This is a genomic window from Clostridium chauvoei (assembly GCF_002327185.1).
GTDB lineage: Bacteria > Bacillota > Clostridia > Clostridiales > Clostridiaceae > Clostridium > Clostridium chauvoei.
Window position 1 is genome coordinate 2,366,042 of sequence record NZ_CP018624.1, and the last position, 14,576, is coordinate 2,380,617.

Below are 14,576 nucleotides of genomic sequence, written 5' to 3' on the forward strand. Positions count from 1 at the left end.
CTCCAATATAAATCTATTTTAAGAATCCTTGATAGTGTCTCATTACTAATTGTGAGTCAAGTTGTCTTGAGAAATCTAAAGCAACCCCTACGATAATCAATAATGATGTACCACCAAATTGAACTCCTTCTAGAGAAGTACTTGAAATTATAATTGGTAATACTGCAAGTAACGCTGCAAATATACCACCTACTAAAGATACTTTAGTAAGTACATTTTCAAAATACTTTTCTGTAGCTTCCCCCGGTCTAATTCCTGGTACAAAACCTGCTGATTTATGCAGATTTTCCGCCATTTCATCAGGCTTAAATGTAATTTGAGTATAGAACCAAGTAAAGAATATAGTTAATACTGAATAACATACTGGATACATCCAAGTTTTTTCATTGAATATACTATATTTGCTTGATACTACCCAAGTTGCCCAATCATGACCTTGGAAGAACATTGCAATTGTTCTTGGAAACATCATAACTGACATTGCGAATATTATTGCTATTACCGCAGATCCAATTATGCTTAGTGGAATATGAGTAGATTGACCTCTCATAACTTTGCTTCCAACAGCTTTTCCTGCATATTGTACAGGTACTCTTCTTTCTGCTAATGAGAAGAATATTGTTGCTCCAAGCATTGCTAATGCAAAAACTAAAAATAGTGTAATCTCTACTATAGTAATTTTACCAGTATCCTTTAATGTAAATAATGACATTAAAGTCATAGGTAATTGAGATACTATATTAACAAAAATTAATATAGAAATACCATTTCCAAATCCTTTAACTGTTATTTGGTCACCTAACCACATACAGAAAGTTGATCCAGTAACTAATGCTACTAAAACGACTATCATTTCTGGTGTTGTTATACCTGCTGTTGCTCCAGTTGATGCTATCATTTGATATGCACCAAAGGCTAATATTACTGCTATCGCTATTGAAAGTATTCTTGTAATCTTTTGGATTTTTTTCCTACCTTCTTCACCTTCTTTAGAAAGTTGTTCTAAAGATGGTAATGCTATTGTAAGCAATTGAATAATAATCGATGCATTAATATATGGTGTTACACTTAATGCAAATATACTAAATTTACTTAAAGCTCCACCTGACAACAAGTCATAAAAACCAAGTAAAGTACCATTTCCAGTTAATTCTTGTAAATGTGATGTGCTAATCCCAGGAATAGGAATATGTATTCCAATCCTGAAAATTGCAACTAAAAATATTGTCCATATAAATTTTTTCTTTAGCTCGGGAACCTTCCAGGCATTACGTAGGGTTGATAGCATACTAAATCACCTCAACTTTTCCTCCAGCTGCTTCTATCTTTTCAGCCGCTGACTTGGAGAATTTACATCCTTTAACAGTTAGGCTCTTTTCTATTGTACCGTTTCCTAAAATCTTAACTCCGTCCATTAATTTACTTACAACTCTTCTGTCAAGTAAAACTTCTGGAGTAACTTCTGTTCCGTTTTCAAAAATGTTTAATCTATCAACGTTAATGCTAACATACTTCTTAGCAAATATATTTGTGAATCCTCTCTTAGGAAGTCTTCTGTATAGTGGCATTTGACCTCCTTCAAATCCTGGTCTTACTCCACCACCTGATCTAGCGTTTTGGCCTTTTTCACCTTTTCCGGCGTTTCTACCTAAACCTGAACCAGTACCTCTACCAACTCTTTTAGGAGCTTTCTTACTTCCTGCTGCTGGTTTTAATTCATGAAGTTTCATTATCAATGCACCTCCTCTGTATTAAACTTCTTCTACTTTTAGTAGATAGTCAACTTTGTTGATCATTCCTCTGATTTGAGGAGTTTCCTCATGCTCTACTGTCTTACCGATCTTTTTTAGTCCAAGGGCATGTGCAGTAGCAATATGGTCTTTCTTTCTTCCAATTAAGCTCTTTACTAAAGTAACTTTAATCTTTGCCATTGCTATTCCCTCCTAACCTAAAATCTCTTCAACAGTTTTTCCTCTTAATTTAGCTATATCTTCAGCTGTTCTTAAGTTTTCTAAACCATTGATTGTTGCATTTACCATATTTTTCGGATTGTTTGAACCTAATGACTTAGCTCTAACATCCTTTAATCCTGCTAATTCTAATACAATTCTTGCTGGACCTCCGGCAATAACTCCTGTACCTTCTTTAGCTGGCATTATAAGAACTTTACCAGTTCCAAATTTACCATATATTTCGTGAGGAACTGTAGTTCCAACTATTGCAACACTTACTAAGTGTTTCTTAGCGTCTTCAATTCCTTTTTTGATTGCTTCAGGTATTTCTATTGATTTACCCATTCCAACGCCTACGTGTCCGTTTTCGTCACCTACAACTACTAAAGCGCTGAATCTGAAGTTTCTACCACCCTTAACAACCTTAGTTACTCTGTTTATATAAACAACCTTTTCTTTAAGGTCTAGTGCGCTAGGATCGACTCTCATGTGTTTCCCTCCTTGTTTACTTAGAATTTTAAGCCAGCTTCTCTTGCTGCTTCAGCTAATGTTTGAACTCTTCCGTGATATACGTATCCACCTCTGTCGAATACTACTTCTGAGATTCCTTTTTCTAAAGCTTTTTTAGCAACTAATTCTCCTACAAGCTTAGCTGCTTCCTTATTTCCGCCTGCTTTTACAGTAAAATCTTTGTCTAAGCTTGAAGCTGAAACTAAAGTTACTGCGTTAACATCATCTATTATTTGAGCATATATATTTTTTTCACTTCTATATACTGAAAGTCTTGGTCTCTCAGGAGTACCAGAAATTTTCTTACGTACTCTAAGGTGACGTCTTTCTCTACTAGCTTTTCTGTCTACCTTCTTAAACATAAAAGGCTCACTCCTTTCTATTATTTCTTACCAGTTTTACCTTCTTTACGTCTGATAACTTCGTTATCATACTTGATTCCCTTACCCTTATATGGTTCAGGCTTTCTCCATGATCTTATATCAGCCGCAGCAGCCCCAACCTTTTCCTTATCGATACCCTTAACTACAACTTTTGTTGCAGCTGGAGTTTCGAAAGTAACACCTTCGATTGGTTCTATTTCAACTGGATGTGAATATCCTAAGTTCATTACAAGCTTCTTACCTTGTAATTGAGCTCTATAACCAACACCTATTAATTCTAAAGATTTTTCAAATCCTTTTTCAACTCCAATTATCATGTTGTTTATTAATGCTCTAGTTAATCCATGAAGAGCTCTGTGCTCTTTTTGATCGCTAGGTCTAGTAACAACAACTTGGTTGTCTTCAACTGCTATATTCATGTCTTTGTTCATAGCCTTAACAAGTTCGCCCTTTGGACCTTTAACTGTAACAACATTTTCTGCTGAAACAGTTACAGTTACGCCTGCAGGTATAGCTATAGGTAATCTACCTACTCTTGACATAATCGCACCTCCTGTTTTACTTGTTCGTGTGTATATATGTTAATCTTAGTTATTTTCTAATTAAGAACTACCAAACGTAGCAAACTACTTCTCCGCCTAAGCCAGCTTTTCTAGCTTCTCTATCAACTAATAATCCTTTAGAAGTTGATATTATAGCGATTCCTAATCCATTAAGAACCTTTGGAGTTTCATCTTTCTTACAGTAAACTCTTAAACCTGGTTTTGATATTCTCTTTATACCAGTTATAACTCTTTCTTTATTTGCACCATACTTAAGAGATATTCTTAACATTGGAACTACACCATCATTGTATTCCTCTATTTCTTTTATATATCCCTCTTGTAATAATATATCTGTAACAGCCTTCTTCATGTTTGATGAAGGAACTTCTACGACTTCATGTTTTACAGAATTTGCGTTTCTTATACGTGTTAGCAAATCTGCGATAGGATCTGTCATAACCATTTAATGTGCCTCCTTTCACTATATAGGTTTTTTACCAACTTGCTTTCTTACAACCAGGGATTTGACCCTTATAAGCAAGTTCTCTAAAGCATATACGGCAAATACCAAATTTCTTTAGTACTGAATGTGGTCTTCCACATATTCTACATCTTGTATAAGCTCTTGTTGAGTATTTTGGTTCTCTTTTCCACTTTTCAATAATAGCTTTACGTGCCACGGTTTTCCCTCCTTATTATTGAGCGAATGGCATACCAAGGAATCTTAATAATTCTCTTGCTTCTTCGTCTGTATTTGCTGATGTAACGAAGATAATATCCATTCCTCTAACCTTATCGATTTTATCGTATTCAATTTCTGGGAATATTAATTGCTCTTTAACTCCTAATGAGTAGTTACCTCTACCATCAAAAGCTTTTGCTGAAACTCCTCTAAAGTCTCTAACTCTTGGAAGAGCAATTGACATTAATTTATCAGCAAATTCATACATATTTGCCTTTCTTAATGTAACCTTACATCCTAAAGCCATATTTTCTCTAATCTTAAAGTTAGCAACTGATTTCTTTGCTCTTGTTAAGATTGGCTTTTGACCTGCAATTATAGTTAAATCATTAACTGCAGCTTCTAATATTTTTTGGTTGTCCTTAGCTTCTCCCACTCCCATATTGATGACAATTTTTTCAAGCTTTGGAACTTCCATAATGTTTTTATATCCGAACTTTTCTATCATAGCTTGCACTACTTCTTTTTCGTACTTCTCTTGAAGTCTTGTTATCATAATTAGTACCTCCTTTCAGATTCTAGAATGTTTCTCCACACTTCTTACAAACTCTAACTTTAGTACCATCTTCTAAGATTTTATTACTAATTCTTGTAGCGTTTTTACATTTAGTGCAGTATAACATAACTTTTGAGCTATATATAGCTCCTTCTTTTTCAATTATACCACCTTGAGCATTAGCTCTGTTTGGCTTTTGGTGCTTTTTAACTATGTTAACTCCTTGAACAATAACTTTACCTGTCTTTGGACTTACTTTTAAAACTTCACCTGTTTTTCCTTTATCTTTACCTGAAATAACTACAACTGTGTCATTCTTTCTAACATGTACCTTCAAATGAGCCACCTCCTCTATTATAGAACTTCAGGTGCTAATGATAATATCTTGTTAAATTCTTTATCTCTTAGCTCCCTAGCAACTGGTCCGAAGATACGAGTTCCTCTTGGTTGCTTATCATCTTTTATAATAACAGCTGCGTTTTCATCAAACTTAATGTATGAACCGTCAGCTCTTCTTAATCCTCTAACTGATCTAACTATAACAGCTTTTACAACGTCGCCTTTTTTAACAACTCCGCCTGGTGTTGCACTTTTAACGCTAGCAACTATTATATCTCCAATGTTACCGAACTTTCTTTTTGATCCGCCTAAAACTCTGATACACATAATTTCCTTAGCACCTGAGTTATCTGCTACCTTTAGTAAGGTTTGTTGTTGTATCATTGAATTACCCTCCTTTCAGTCTTAAAGCCTATTTAGCTTTTTCAACTATTTCAACAAGTCTCCATCTCTTATCTTTAGATAATGGTCTAGTCTCCATAATTAAAACTCTATCATTAATTTTAGCTTCATTGTTTTCATCATGAGCTTTAAACTTTGTTGTTCTGTTTACAGTCTTACCATATAATGGGTGTCTAACTTTAGTTTCAACAGCAACAACAATAGTTTTTTCCATTTTATCTGAAACAACTCTACCTATTTTTTTCTTTCTTAATCCTCTTTCCATTAAGAGTTACCTCCTTTCAGATTTACTGCTCGTATGCCCTGATCTCTTCTTCTCTTAAGATGGTTTTGATTTGGGCTATAGATTTCTTTACTTCTCTTATTCTCATAGGATTTTCTAATTGTCCTGTAGCTAATTGGAATCTTAAGTTGAATAATTCAGCTTTAAGGTCATTTAGCTTAACCTTTAAATCTTGAGGATTATTTGCTCTTAATTCTTTTAATTCTCTAGCCTTCATTATTCTTCACCACCCATTTCCTCAAAATCTCTTCTTGTAACGAACTTACACTTTACAGGAAGCTTGTGTGATGCAAGTCTCATAGCTTCTCTTGCAACTTCTTCATTAACTCCTGATAACTCGAATAACACTCTACCAGGTTTAACTACTGCTACCCAGTATTCTGGTGAACCTTTACCTGAACCCATTCTTGTTTCAGCTGGCTTTTCAGTTACTGGCTTATCTGGGAAAATCTTTATCCAAAGTTTTCCTCCTCTTCTGATATATCTGTTTATAGCAATTCTGGCAGATTCTATTTGATTACTAGTAATCCATCCACAAGTAGTAGCTTGAATACCATAATCTCCGTATGCAAGGAAATTACCTCTTGTAGCTTTTCCTTTCATTCTACCACGTTGTACCTTACGATGCTTAACTCTTTTAGGCATTAACATGATTAATTCCTCCTTTCTTACGCGTTAACTTCTTCCTTCTTTTCAACTTTTTTAGTTGGAAGAACTTCTCCATTATAAACCCAAACTTTTACGCCGATCTTTCCGTAAGTTGTATCAGCTTCAGCAAATCCATAATCGATATCTGCTCTTAAAGTTTGTAGTGGAATTGTTCCTTCGTGATATTGTTCAGTTCTAGCTATTTCAGCTCCACCTAATCTACCTGAGCAAGCAGTTTTAACACCCTTAGCTCCAAGTCTCATACCTCTTTGGATGCTTTGCTTCATAGCTCTTCTGAAAGATACTCTCTTTTCTAATTGTGCAGCAATATTTTCTGCCATTAATTGAGCATCTGCATCTGCATTCTTAACTTCAACTATGTTGATTAATAAATTCTTTTTACTAACCATTTTAGCTAATTTAACTTTTAATGCTTCTATTCCTGATCCACCTTTTCCGATGATAACACCAGGTTTAGCAGTGTGTATATTTAACTTTACTCTTTTAGCAGCTCTTTCTATTTCAATCTTTGAAATACCAGCTGAGTAAAGCTCTTTCTTTACGAATTCTCTGATTTTGTTATCTTCTATTAGATTGTCTGCAAAGTTCTTCTTTGAAGCATACCATTTAGCATCCCAATCTTTGATAACACCTACTCTAAGTCCGTGAGGATGTACTTTTTGACCCACTTGTTTTCCCTCCTTTTTTCTAAGCTCTTTCTTTAACTACAAGTGTTATATGACTTGTTTTCTTATTGATTCTAAATGCTCTACCTTGAGCGTGAGGTCTAAATCTCTTTAATGTTGGACCTTGACCTACGAATGCATCAGCAACGTATAATCTTTCCATATCCATTTCATGATTATTTTCTGCATTTGCAACAGCTGATTTTAAAACTTTGTTTATAACAACAGCTGCTTCTTTTGGAGTGTATTGTAATATAGCGAAAGCCTCTTGTATATTCTTTCCTCTTATTAAATCAAGAACTACTCCTACTTTCATTGGAGACATTCTCACATATTTAGCTATAGCTCTAGCTTCCATTTATGTTCCTCCTTTCCGGGATTACTTTCTTTTTCTTGACGCTTTTTCGTCATAATCGTGTCCTCTATAAGTTCTTGTTAAAGCGAACTCACCAAGTTTTTGTCCTACCATATCTTCAGTTATGAAAACAGGTACATGCTTTCTTCCATCGTGAACAGCGATTGTATGACCAATCATTTGTGGAAAGATAGTTGAACTTCTTGACCAAGTCTTAACAACCTTCTTTTCTCCACTAGCATTCATTTCTTCGATTTTCTTTAAAAGTCCTTCGTGTACGAAAGGTCCTTTCTTTGTTGATCTACTCACTATAATTTGCCTCCCTTCATAATCTCTAGGTTGACAAGTCATGAAGAGAATTTTAGATTCTCTTCATACTACTTATCGTTTCTTCTCTTTATTATGAATCTATCTGAATACTTCTTATTCTTTCTAGTCTTGTATCCAAGTGCTGGTTTACCCCATGGAGTAACTGGACTTGGTCTACCGATTGGTGATCTACCTTCACCACCACCGTGAGGGTGATCGCAAGGATTCATTACTGAACCTCTAACTGTAGGTCTCCATCCCATATGTCTCTTTCTACCAGCTTTACCGATGTTAATTATATCGTTAGTAGTATTTGAAACTGTTCCGATTGTAGCTCTACATTCAATTCTTACATATCTCATTTCGCCTGAAGGTAATCTTAATGTTGCATAATTTCCTTCTTTAGCCATTAATTGAGCAGTAGTTCCTGCTGATCTTACCATTTGAGCTCCCTTACCTGCTTGTAACTCAACGTTATGAACGAAAGTACCAACTGGTATGTTTCTTAATGGTAGAGCATTACCTGCTTTTATATCTGCTTCTGGTCCTGAAACAACAACATCTCCAACTTTTAATCCAACTGGAGCGATTATATATCTCTTTTCACCATCAGCATATACAACTAATGCAATGTATGCTGTTCTGTTTGGATCGTATTCTATAGTAGCAACTTTTGCTGGAACACCATCCTTATTTCTCTTGAAATCTATTATTCTATATTTTCTCTTAGCTCCACCACCGTGGTGTCTAACAGTTATTTTACCTTGAGCATTTCTACCACCAGTTTTCTTTAAAGATACAAGAAGTGATTTTTCTGGTGAGCTAGTAGTTACTTCTTCAAAAGTAGCCATAGTCATACATCTTCTTGATGGGGTAGTTGGTCTAAACTTTTTAACTGCCATGTAAATTCCCTCCTTCTTTAAGCTTATCTGGTACTATGTACCAATAACTCGCTCTACTTTAAATTATTGCATTCCTTCAAAGAATTCAATATTTTTGCTATCTTCAGCTAATGTGATTATAGCTTTCTTAAAGTCAGCTCTTTTTCCTACATGTACGCCCATTCTCTTAGTTTTTCCCATAGTTCTTATTGTTTGAACATTTTCAACTTTAACACCGAAAACTTCTTCAACCGCTTTCTTTATTTGAACTTTGTTTGCGTTTATATGAACTATGAAAGTGTACTTTTTCTCTGCCATAGCAGCCATACTCTTTTCAGTTATAACAGGCTTTCTTATTATATCATGGCTTGTCATTTTCATTATGCGTACACCTCCTCGATCTTTGATACAGCATCCTTAGTTATGATTAACTTTTCGAACTTTAATAAATCATAAACATTAATGTTGTTAACTGGCATTACTTCAACGCCTGTAATGTTTCTTGCTGATTTATAAACTGCTTCGTTTGATTCTGCAGTTACTATTAAAGTTTTCTTAGCTTCGAAAGCTTTTAAAACTTCAACCATGTTCTTAGTCTTTGGAGCTTCAAAAGTTAAGTTTTCTAAAACTATCATTTCTCCACCTTGTACCTTGCTTGTTAAAGCAGACTTCATAGCTACTCTTCTCATGCTCTTTGGTACTGACATTCTGTAATCTCTTGGCTTTGGTGCGAATACTATACCACCTTTGATCCATTGAGGTGCTCTAATAGAACCTTGTCTTGCTCTACCAGTTCCTTTTTGTCTCCAAGGCTTGATTCCGCCTCCTCTAACCTCAGCTCTAGTCTTAGCTGATTGAGTTCCTTGTCTCTTGTTAGCTAATAAAGCTACAACCATTTGGTGCATTGCATCTTGATTAACTTCAACTCCGAACACATTATCATTTAATTGGATATCTCCAACTTGTTTTCCTTCTTGATTAAATAATCCTACTGTAGGCATCCTGTTTCCTCCTTTCTACAGAATTAAGCTTTAACTGCGTTTCTTATTACTACTGTACCTTTGTTAGGTCCTGGGATACCACCCTTGATTAGTATTAAGTTCTTTTCAGCTATAACCTTAACTACTTCTAAGTTTAATACTGTTGTGTTAACAGCACCCATATGTCCTGGCATATTCTTGTTCTTGAAAGTTCTTGATGGATCTGATGAAGCTCCCATTGAACCAACAGCTCTGTGGAACTTAGAACCATGAGTCATAGGTCCTCTATTTGCATTCCATCTCTTGATAACGCCTTGGAATCCCTTACCTTTTGAAATTCCTGAAACGTCGATCTTTTCTCCAGCTACAAATATGTCAGCTTTGAATTCTTGACCAACTTCATAAGTTGAACAATCTTCTAATCTAAATTCTTTTAATCTTCTCTTTAAAGATACACCTGCTTTTGCAAAATGTCCTTTCTTTGGCTTGTTAACAAGCTTTTCTCTAACATCTCCGAAACCTACTTGTATTGCTTCATAACCATCTTTTTCGATAGTTTTCTTTTGAACAACAACACATGGGCCAGCTTCTACTACTGTTACTGGAACAACCTTACCATTTTCATCAAATATTTGAGTCATTCCTATTTTCTTTCCTAATATAGCCTTTTTCATGTATTTACACCTCCTAAACGTATTAGCGGATTGTCTAACAATCATAATCGTTCAAACTGTTTATTTAATAGTAGCTATTATAGCTTAATTTCGATATCAACACCAGCTGGTAAGTTTAATCTCATTAAAGCATCAACTGTTTTAGGTGATGGATTAACTATGTCGATTAATCTCTTGTGTGTTCTGATTTCGAATTGTTCTCTTGAATCCTTATATTTGTGAACAGCTCTTAATATAGTAACAACATCTTTTTCAGTTGGTAGTGGTACTGGACCTGCAACTTTAGCTCCTGTTGATTTTGCTGTTTCAACGATCTTTTCAGCTGATTGATCTAATATTGTGTGATCAAAAGCCTTTAATCTGATTCTTATTTTTTGTTTTGACATCTTGGTTTCCCTCCTTTTCATGTACGCTTTACTTCTAACGCACAACAGCGGTTGTTCTATAAACTGTTCCTGGTGTTTCCTATTAAAACACATAAAAAAGTTATAAAACCCCTGTCGTTGGATTCTAGATCCTAACATACTCATCAAGAATTAACCCGGAAGTCCGGCAACCTCTTGATTCATCGCTGTTCGCTATACAACTTCTTTATTATACTATCTTTACATAGTATTTTCAAGACTTTTTTAGCCTTTTTTCATTTTTTTAAATTAATTTTTTTATTAATTTTTAACCACATTTTCTTTAATAATTATATTTTATTAGTGTTTTATATTTTTATCAACAATTTTTTCTTGTAATATTTGGTTTGTATAATTTTATATTTATATTATTCCTATTTCTACTAATTTTAATCATTTACTCTTATTTTTATAAAAAAAAGAAAGAGTAAAGGCGTCCCCTTACTCTTTCTAAATAGTGATCACATTTTAGCGCTATTTATTTTAAATTTAAAGTTTGTTCATTAGCTAAATGAAATTATTCGATTATGCTAGTAACAACTCCTGAACCTACAGTTCTTCCACCTTCTCTGATAGCGAATCTTAATCCTTCATCCATTGCTACTTGAGTGATTAATTCAACGTTCATATCAATGTGGTCTCCTGGCATAACCATTTCCATTCCGTCTGGTAATTTGATTGATCCAGTAACGTCTGTTGTTCTGAAGTAGAATTGTGGTCTGTATCCATCGAAGAATGGAGTATGTCTTCCACCTTCTTCTTTCTTAAGTACGTATACTTGACCTACGAACTTGCTGTGTGGCTTAACTGATCCAGTCTTTGCTAATACTTGACCTCTTTCGATGTCTGTTCTTTGAACACCTCTTAAAAGAACTCCTACGTTATCTCCAGCTTGTGCTTCGTCTAGTAACTTTCTGAACATTTCTATTCCTGTTACTACTACTTTTCTGCTTTCTTCTGATAATCCAACGATTTCTACTTCGTCTCCTACGTGAAGAACTCCTCTTTCAACTCTTCCTGTTGCAACTGTTCCTCTACCAGTGATTGTGAATACATCTTCTACTGGCATTAAGAATGGCTTATCTGTTGCTCTTTCTGGTGTTGGAATATAGCTATCTACTGCTTCCATTAATTCTAAGATTGGAGCGATTGCTTTTTCATCTGTTGGGTTTTCTAATGCTACTAAAGCTGATCCCTTGATTACTGGAATATCATCTCCTGGGAAGTTGTATTCTGATAATAATTCTCTAACTTCCATTTCTACTAATTCTAATAATTCTTCGTCATCTACCATATCTGCCTTGTTTAAGAATACTACGATATAGTCAACACCAACTCTTGATGCTAGTAGTATATGTTCTCTTGTTTGTGGCATTGGACCATCTGCTGCTGAACAAACTAGGATTGCTCCATCCATTTGTGCTGCTCCTGTGATCATGTTCTTAACATAGTCAGCATGTCCTGGACAGTCAACGTGTGCATAGTGTCTGTTGTCTGTTTGGTATTCAACGTGTGCTGTATTGATTGTGATTCCTCTTTCTTTTTCTTCTGGAGCCTTATCAATTTCATCATATTTGAATGATTCTGCTAACCCTCTATTTGCTAAAACAGTTGTGATTGCAGCTGTTAATGTAGTCTTACCGTGGTCAACGTGACCGATTGTTCCGATGTTTACGTGTGGTTTACTTCTTTCGAATTTTTGCTTTGCCATTGTAAATTCCTCCTCTATGGAAATTAATTATATGAACCTTCCTAGATATTATATCTAATTCAGCTCTAATTTTCTATAGTTATGTGAAGTTTTCCTTCTATTTATAACAACAAAATTATTGTTATTTTGTTGTTACCTATAACTAATTATAAGTAACAACATTTTTATTTATATTTAAAGTGAATTATCTTTCACCCTTAATCTTTTCTTGAATGCTTTTTGGAACTTCTTCGAAGTGATCAAATACCATTGAGTAAGTACCTCTACCTTGAGTTCTTGATCTTAATGTAGTTGCATATCCAAACATTTCTGATAGCGGAACGAATGCTCTAATTATTTGAGCACCATTAACAGCTTCCATACCTTCGATTCTTCCTCTTCTTGAGTTAATGTCTCCCATTACATCTCCCATATATTCTTCTGGAATTGTAACTTCAACTTTCATCATTGGTTCAAGTAATACTGGGTCTGCTTTAGCCATAGCGTTCTTGAATGCCATTGATCCAGCAATCTTGAAGGCCATTTCTGATGAATCGACATCATGGTATGATCCGTGAACTAATTTAACCTTAAAGTTAATAGTTTCGTAACCTGCCACAACCCCGCTCTTAGCAGCTTCTTTTATTCCATTGTCTATAGCAGGAATGTATTCTCTTGGAATAGCTCCCCCAACTATAGCATTTTCGAAAACATATTCGCCTTCTGTTGGTTCCATTTCGATAACACAGTGACCGTATTGTCCTTTACCACCTGATTGCTTAGCATACTTAGCTTCAGCTTTAACAGCTGCTCTAATAGTTTCTTTGTAAGCAACTTGTGGAGCACCAACATTACATTCAACCTTAAATTCTCTAGTTAATCTATCAACGATAATTTCTAAGTGTAATTCACCCATACCAGCGATGATAGTTTGACCTGTTTCTTGATCTGTATAAGTCTTGAATGTAGGATCTTCTTCTGCAAGTTTAGCTAACGCTAATCCCATCTTTTCTTGACCAGCTTTTGTCTTTGGCTCGATAGCTACAGATATAACTGGTTCTGGGAATTCCATTGCTTCTAGTATTATTGGATCACTTTCTAAACAAAGAGTATCTCCTGTTGTAGTGTTCTTTAATCCGATAATAGCTCCTAATTCACCTGCTTCTAATGCTTCTACTTCTTCTCTTGAATTAGCATGCATCTTAACAAGTCTTCCTATTCTTTCTTTCTTACCCTTTGTTGAGTTTAATACGTATGATCCGCTTTGCATAACACCTGAGTAAACTCTTGTGAATGCTAACTTACCAACAAATGGATCTGTCGCTATTTTAAATGCTAACGCTGCCATTGGAGCTTCATCTGATGATTCTCTTGTATCTTCTTCACCTTCTAAAGTAGTACCCTTAACAGCAGGTATATCTAATGGTGACGGTAAGAAATCAACAACCCCATTGATCATTTCTTGAACACCTTTGTTTTTGTATGATGATCCACAAATACAAGGTACGATTTCGTTAGCTATAGTAGCTTTTCTTAAAGCAGTCATTAACTCTTCTTCAGTTAACTCTTCTCCTTCAAGATATTTTTCCATTAAAGTTTCATCTGTTTCAGCAATAGCTTCTATCATAGCCATTCTGTATTCTTCTGCTTGATCAACTAAATCAGCTGGAATCTCTTCTATTCTAACATCTTTTCCTAAATCATCGTAGAAGATGTTAGCTTTATTAGATATTAAATCTACCATTCCTTTAAATTGATCTTCTGATCCTATTGGAATTTGTATTGGAACTGCATTAGCTTTTAATCTTTCTCTTACAGTATTTATACATCTGAAGAAATCAGCACCTGTAGCATCCATCTTATTAACATATATCATTCTTGGAACGCCATACTTATCTGCCTGTCTCCATACTGTTTCAGTTTGAGGTTCAACACCACTCTTAGCATCTAGAACTGTTACAGCACCATCAAGTACTCTTAAAGATCTTTCAACTTCAACTGTGAAATCTACGTGTCCTGGAGTATCGATAATGTTTAGTTCGTGACCTCTCCATTCACAAGTTGTTGCAGCAGAAGTAATTGTTATACCTCTTTCTTGTTCTTGAACCATCCAGTCCATTGTAGCTGCACCTTCGTGAACTTCTCCTATTTTATGGCTTCTACCTGTGTAGAATAATATACGCTCAGTTGTCGTAGTTTTACCGGCATCTATATGAGCCATTATTCCGAAATTACGGAATTTTTCTAATGGATATTTTCTAGCCATTTGTATTTCCTCCTCTCAATGAGTAATTTTA

24 protein-coding genes are annotated in these 14,576 nt (G+C 35.0%); all 24 read right to left on the bottom strand.

What is annotated here, in order from left to right; translation table 11 throughout:
* Positions 1 to 13: 13 nt before the first annotated feature.
* The 24 genes from secY to fusA all read right to left on the bottom strand — a co-directional run bounded on the left by secY (position 14) and on the right by fusA (position 14,545).
* Entirely contained in the window at positions 14 to 1,288 is a 1,275-nt protein-coding gene (secY, locus tag BTM21_RS11095; protein ID WP_079481050.1) for a preprotein translocase subunit SecY, read from the bottom strand.
* Position 1,289: 1 nt separating this feature from the next.
* Positions 1,290 to 1,730: a 50S ribosomal protein L15 gene (rplO, locus tag BTM21_RS11100; protein ID WP_021876957.1), complete on the bottom strand. Its 441-nt coding sequence runs from the start codon at positions 1,728 to 1,730 to the stop codon at positions 1,290 to 1,292.
* A 21-nt stretch (positions 1,731 to 1,751) separates the two neighbouring features.
* A complete protein-coding gene (gene rpmD / locus BTM21_RS11105; protein ID WP_008681171.1) occupies positions 1,752 to 1,931 on the bottom strand; it encodes a 50S ribosomal protein L30 in 180 nt (59 codons plus the stop codon).
* Positions 1,932 to 1,943: 12 nt separating this feature from the next.
* On the bottom strand, positions 1,944 to 2,441 hold the full coding sequence (gene rpsE / locus BTM21_RS11110) for a 30S ribosomal protein S5 (protein ID WP_021876956.1): 498 nt from the start codon (positions 2,439 to 2,441) through the stop codon (positions 1,944 to 1,946).
* A 20-nt stretch (positions 2,442 to 2,461) separates the two neighbouring features.
* Positions 2,462 to 2,824 carry a 50S ribosomal protein L18 gene (rplR, locus tag BTM21_RS11115; protein ID WP_021876955.1) on the bottom strand — a complete coding sequence of 121 codons (363 nt, stop codon included), beginning with the start codon at positions 2,822 to 2,824 and terminating at the stop codon, positions 2,462 to 2,464.
* A gap of 20 nt (positions 2,825 to 2,844) precedes the next feature.
* A complete protein-coding gene (rplF, locus tag BTM21_RS11120; protein WP_021876954.1) occupies positions 2,845 to 3,387 on the bottom strand; it encodes a 50S ribosomal protein L6 in 543 nt (180 codons plus the stop codon).
* Positions 3,388 to 3,454: 67 nt separating this feature from the next.
* Positions 3,455 to 3,853: a 30S ribosomal protein S8 gene (gene rpsH / locus BTM21_RS11125; protein ID WP_079481049.1), complete on the bottom strand. Its 399-nt coding sequence runs from the start codon at positions 3,851 to 3,853 to the stop codon at positions 3,455 to 3,457.
* 31 nt (positions 3,854 to 3,884) lie between these two features.
* Positions 3,885 to 4,070, bottom strand: a complete 186-nt coding sequence (locus BTM21_RS11130; protein ID WP_021876952.1) for a type Z 30S ribosomal protein S14 — start codon at positions 4,068 to 4,070, stop codon at positions 3,885 to 3,887.
* A gap of 15 nt (positions 4,071 to 4,085) precedes the next feature.
* The gene (gene rplE / locus BTM21_RS11135; RefSeq protein WP_021876951.1) at positions 4,086 to 4,628 is read right to left on the bottom strand and encodes a 50S ribosomal protein L5; all 543 of its coding nucleotides are present in this window, start codon (positions 4,626 to 4,628) and stop codon (positions 4,086 to 4,088) included.
* A 22-nt stretch (positions 4,629 to 4,650) separates the two neighbouring features.
* The gene (gene rplX / locus BTM21_RS11140; RefSeq protein WP_021876950.1) at positions 4,651 to 4,965 is read right to left on the bottom strand and encodes a 50S ribosomal protein L24; all 315 of its coding nucleotides are present in this window, start codon (positions 4,963 to 4,965) and stop codon (positions 4,651 to 4,653) included.
* 17 nt (positions 4,966 to 4,982) lie between these two features.
* Positions 4,983 to 5,351: a 50S ribosomal protein L14 gene (rplN, locus tag BTM21_RS11145; RefSeq protein WP_021876949.1), complete on the bottom strand. Its 369-nt coding sequence runs from the start codon at positions 5,349 to 5,351 to the stop codon at positions 4,983 to 4,985.
* A 28-nt stretch (positions 5,352 to 5,379) separates the two neighbouring features.
* A complete protein-coding gene (rpsQ, locus tag BTM21_RS11150; RefSeq protein WP_021876948.1) occupies positions 5,380 to 5,634 on the bottom strand; it encodes a 30S ribosomal protein S17 in 255 nt (84 codons plus the stop codon).
* 22 nt (positions 5,635 to 5,656) lie between these two features.
* Positions 5,657 to 5,869, bottom strand: a complete 213-nt coding sequence (gene rpmC / locus BTM21_RS11155) for a 50S ribosomal protein L29 (protein WP_021876947.1) — start codon at positions 5,867 to 5,869, stop codon at positions 5,657 to 5,659.
* A complete protein-coding gene (gene rplP / locus BTM21_RS11160; protein WP_066678360.1) occupies positions 5,869 to 6,303 on the bottom strand; it encodes a 50S ribosomal protein L16 in 435 nt (144 codons plus the stop codon). Before rplP ends, rpmC begins: the two co-directional genes overlap by 1 nt.
* A 17-nt stretch (positions 6,304 to 6,320) precedes the next feature.
* Entirely contained in the window at positions 6,321 to 6,989 is a 669-nt protein-coding gene (rpsC, locus tag BTM21_RS11165) for a 30S ribosomal protein S3 (protein ID WP_021876945.1), read from the bottom strand.
* A gap of 19 nt (positions 6,990 to 7,008) precedes the next feature.
* The gene (gene rplV / locus BTM21_RS11170; RefSeq protein ID WP_021876944.1) at positions 7,009 to 7,344 is read right to left on the bottom strand and encodes a 50S ribosomal protein L22; all 336 of its coding nucleotides are present in this window, start codon (positions 7,342 to 7,344) and stop codon (positions 7,009 to 7,011) included.
* 21 nt (positions 7,345 to 7,365) lie between these two features.
* A complete protein-coding gene (rpsS, locus tag BTM21_RS11175; RefSeq protein ID WP_021876943.1) occupies positions 7,366 to 7,650 on the bottom strand; it encodes a 30S ribosomal protein S19 in 285 nt (94 codons plus the stop codon).
* Positions 7,651 to 7,718: 68 nt separating this feature from the next.
* A complete protein-coding gene (gene rplB / locus BTM21_RS11180; RefSeq protein ID WP_021876942.1) occupies positions 7,719 to 8,552 on the bottom strand; it encodes a 50S ribosomal protein L2 in 834 nt (277 codons plus the stop codon).
* Positions 8,553 to 8,615: 63 nt separating this feature from the next.
* Positions 8,616 to 8,912: a 50S ribosomal protein L23 gene (rplW, locus tag BTM21_RS11185; protein WP_021876941.1), complete on the bottom strand. Its 297-nt coding sequence runs from the start codon at positions 8,910 to 8,912 to the stop codon at positions 8,616 to 8,618.
* Positions 8,912 to 9,532, bottom strand: coding sequence for a 50S ribosomal protein L4 (gene rplD / locus BTM21_RS11190; RefSeq protein ID WP_021876940.1), 621 nt, complete (start codon positions 9,530 to 9,532; stop codon positions 8,912 to 8,914). Before rplD ends, rplW begins: the two co-directional genes overlap by 1 nt.
* Positions 9,533 to 9,555: 23 nt before the next feature.
* Entirely contained in the window at positions 9,556 to 10,185 is a 630-nt protein-coding gene (gene rplC / locus BTM21_RS11195) for a 50S ribosomal protein L3 (RefSeq protein ID WP_021876939.1), read from the bottom strand.
* A 77-nt stretch (positions 10,186 to 10,262) separates the two neighbouring features.
* On the bottom strand, positions 10,263 to 10,571 hold the full coding sequence (gene rpsJ / locus BTM21_RS11200; protein WP_021876938.1) for a 30S ribosomal protein S10: 309 nt from the start codon (positions 10,569 to 10,571) through the stop codon (positions 10,263 to 10,265).
* Positions 10,572 to 11,106: 535 nt separating this feature from the next.
* Positions 11,107 to 12,300: an elongation factor Tu gene (gene tuf / locus BTM21_RS11205; protein WP_079481046.1), complete on the bottom strand. Its 1,194-nt coding sequence runs from the start codon at positions 12,298 to 12,300 to the stop codon at positions 11,107 to 11,109.
* A 184-nt stretch (positions 12,301 to 12,484) separates the two neighbouring features.
* Positions 12,485 to 14,545, bottom strand: coding sequence for an elongation factor G (fusA, locus tag BTM21_RS11210; protein WP_021876937.1), 2,061 nt, complete (start codon positions 14,543 to 14,545; stop codon positions 12,485 to 12,487).
* Positions 14,546 to 14,576 lie beyond the last annotated feature (31 nt).

Bases quoted from the DNA above. Each gene is read 5' to 3' on its own strand.
- secY (WP_079481050.1), bottom strand. From the start codon at position 1,288: ATGCTATCAACCCTACGTAATGCCTGGAAGGTTCCCGAGCTAAAGAAA.
- rplO (WP_021876957.1), bottom strand. From the start codon at position 1,730: ATGAAACTTCATGAATTAAAACCAGCAGCAGGAAGTAAGAAAGCTCCT.
- rpmD (WP_008681171.1), bottom strand. From the start codon at position 1,931: ATGGCAAAGATTAAAGTTACTTTAGTAAAGAGCTTAATTGGAAGAAAG.
- rpsE (WP_021876956.1), bottom strand. From the start codon at position 2,441: ATGAGAGTCGATCCTAGCGCACTAGACCTTAAAGAAAAGGTTGTTTAT.
- rplR (WP_021876955.1), bottom strand. From the start codon at position 2,824: ATGTTTAAGAAGGTAGACAGAAAAGCTAGTAGAGAAAGACGTCACCTT.
- rplF (WP_021876954.1), bottom strand. From the start codon at position 3,387: ATGTCAAGAGTAGGTAGATTACCTATAGCTATACCTGCAGGCGTAACT.
- rpsH (WP_079481049.1), bottom strand. From the start codon at position 3,853: ATGGTTATGACAGATCCTATCGCAGATTTGCTAACACGTATAAGAAAC.
- rplE (WP_021876951.1), bottom strand. From the start codon at position 4,628: ATGATAACAAGACTTCAAGAGAAGTACGAAAAAGAAGTAGTGCAAGCT.
- rplN (WP_021876949.1), bottom strand. From the start codon at position 5,351: ATGATACAACAACAAACCTTACTAAAGGTAGCAGATAACTCAGGTGCT.
- rpsQ (WP_021876948.1), bottom strand. From the start codon at position 5,634: ATGGAAAGAGGATTAAGAAAGAAAAAAATAGGTAGAGTTGTTTCAGAT.
- rpmC (WP_021876947.1), bottom strand. From the start codon at position 5,869: ATGAAGGCTAGAGAATTAAAAGAATTAAGAGCAAATAATCCTCAAGAT.
- rplP (WP_066678360.1), bottom strand. From the start codon at position 6,303: ATGTTAATGCCTAAAAGAGTTAAGCATCGTAAGGTACAACGTGGTAGA.
- rplV (WP_021876944.1), bottom strand. From the start codon at position 7,344: ATGGAAGCTAGAGCTATAGCTAAATATGTGAGAATGTCTCCAATGAAA.
- rplB (WP_021876942.1), bottom strand. From the start codon at position 8,552: ATGGCAGTTAAAAAGTTTAGACCAACTACCCCATCAAGAAGATGTATG.
- rplW (WP_021876941.1), bottom strand. From the start codon at position 8,912: ATGAAAATGACAAGCCATGATATAATAAGAAAGCCTGTTATAACTGAA.
- rplD (WP_021876940.1), bottom strand. From the start codon at position 9,532: ATGCCTACAGTAGGATTATTTAATCAAGAAGGAAAACAAGTTGGAGAT.
- rplC (WP_021876939.1), bottom strand. From the start codon at position 10,185: ATGAAAAAGGCTATATTAGGAAAGAAAATAGGAATGACTCAAATATTT.
- rpsJ (WP_021876938.1), bottom strand. From the start codon at position 10,571: ATGTCAAAACAAAAAATAAGAATCAGATTAAAGGCTTTTGATCACACA.
- tuf (WP_079481046.1), bottom strand. From the start codon at position 12,300: ATGGCAAAGCAAAAATTCGAAAGAAGTAAACCACACGTAAACATCGGA.
- fusA (WP_021876937.1), bottom strand. From the start codon at position 14,545: ATGGCTAGAAAATATCCATTAGAAAAATTCCGTAATTTCGGAATAATG.